This is a genomic window from Streptomyces sp. NPDC059900, assembly GCF_050270335.1.
In the GTDB taxonomy this organism is placed as follows: Bacteria; Actinomycetota; Actinomycetes; order Streptomycetales; family Streptomycetaceae; genus Streptomyces.
In genome coordinates, this window is sequence record NZ_JBNNJZ010001142.1 from 1 (window position 1) to 1,165 (window position 1,165).

Sequence of the window (1,165 nt, forward strand, 5' to 3'; positions counted from 1 at the left end):
ACCATAATGAGGGCACTGGGATGACGGGGGGACCGGCATGGACGCACCAGATCTGGCGGCGACGGCTGCGCAAGCGCTGTCCGCTGCCCTGTCAGGCGCCGCCAATACGGCGGCATCAGACCTCGTACGAAGCAGACTCAGTCAGTCCGCACGGGGGCGCGCCGCCCTGGACGAGCTGACCGCGACACCGGATGACCCCGGGGCCAGCAGCAGTGCGCAAGCGGCCCTGGCCGACGAAATCAGCGGTGATGCCGAGTTCGCCGGACGGCTCGCGGTGCTCCTGCACGCGCCCTCACAGCAGCACACCGGCAGCGTCGTGATGACCGGCAGCAAAGTGACACGCAGCCAGATCGCCCTGGGTCCGCTGACCGTCAACAACACCCGCTCCGGGCGGGGGACCCTCGCTGCGGGCATCGTCCTGGCGGTGCTCCTGCTTGTGTCAGCCGTCTACGGCGGCGTGCGACTGTTCGACACCACGGACGACCCCGCGCACAACGCACCGGCAGAACCGGGCACTTCGAGCCCTGGCGGTCGCGACGCGGCGGCTCTCCCGCCCACCATCGAGACGGTCCGCCAGATCCTCCCGGACCGAAACAGCATGGACACCCGGGAATACCCCTGGGCCGGGACACCGGAGGTGAGGAAGTCGGCAGCCGGCCTCTCCCTCTGCCGGGAAGCACCCATATGCGAGAAGAACGCCACTGCGGTCGGCGCGGTCATGTTCGGCCGGGGGGAGAACGAGGGGGAGAACCGAGCCGAGTTCCTCGTCATGGCGTTTGCCGACGCCGGCGCCGCCCACCAGGCGTACAACGACATCGTGCGGGACCTCGCCGAGACCGATCCCGATTACAGAGAAATAGAACTGGAGCGGAGGGGAGATGAGAGCCAGGGTTTCGACCAGGACGGAACGGACAGCGGGAGCAACCCGACGGAGCAGTACATCAACCGCTCCGTGATCTTCCGTCAAGGCGCCTTCATCGGTGTCGCGCACCAGATGGACGACCCGACCAAGCAGCGGAGCACACGAATCCTCCGCCTGTCCGCCCTGCACGCCGGGCGCCTCGCCAAAGCCGACGCCGGGGAGACCCCGTAACGGATGGTCGAACAGCGCGCGGAAATCCGTGGACGGGCCGGCAGACGACTGCGTACTGTCTGGCTTCACGCC

Annotated in this window: 1 protein-coding gene; it reads left to right on the forward strand. The window is 68.2% G+C overall.

All coding sequences use genetic code 11. From position 1 onward, the window contains the following. Nucleotides 1–37: 37 nt before the first annotated feature. Nucleotides 38–1,093: a hypothetical protein gene (locus tag ACQKIP_RS47930; protein ID WP_365864932.1), complete on the forward strand. Its 1,056-nt coding sequence runs from the start codon at nt 38–40 to the stop codon at nt 1,091–1,093. Nucleotides 1,094–1,165 lie beyond the last annotated feature (72 nt).

Bases quoted from the DNA above. Each gene is read 5' to 3' on its own strand.
- ACQKIP_RS47930 (WP_365864932.1), top strand. From the start codon at position 38: ATGGACGCACCAGATCTGGCGGCGACGGCTGCGCAAGCGCTGTCCGCT.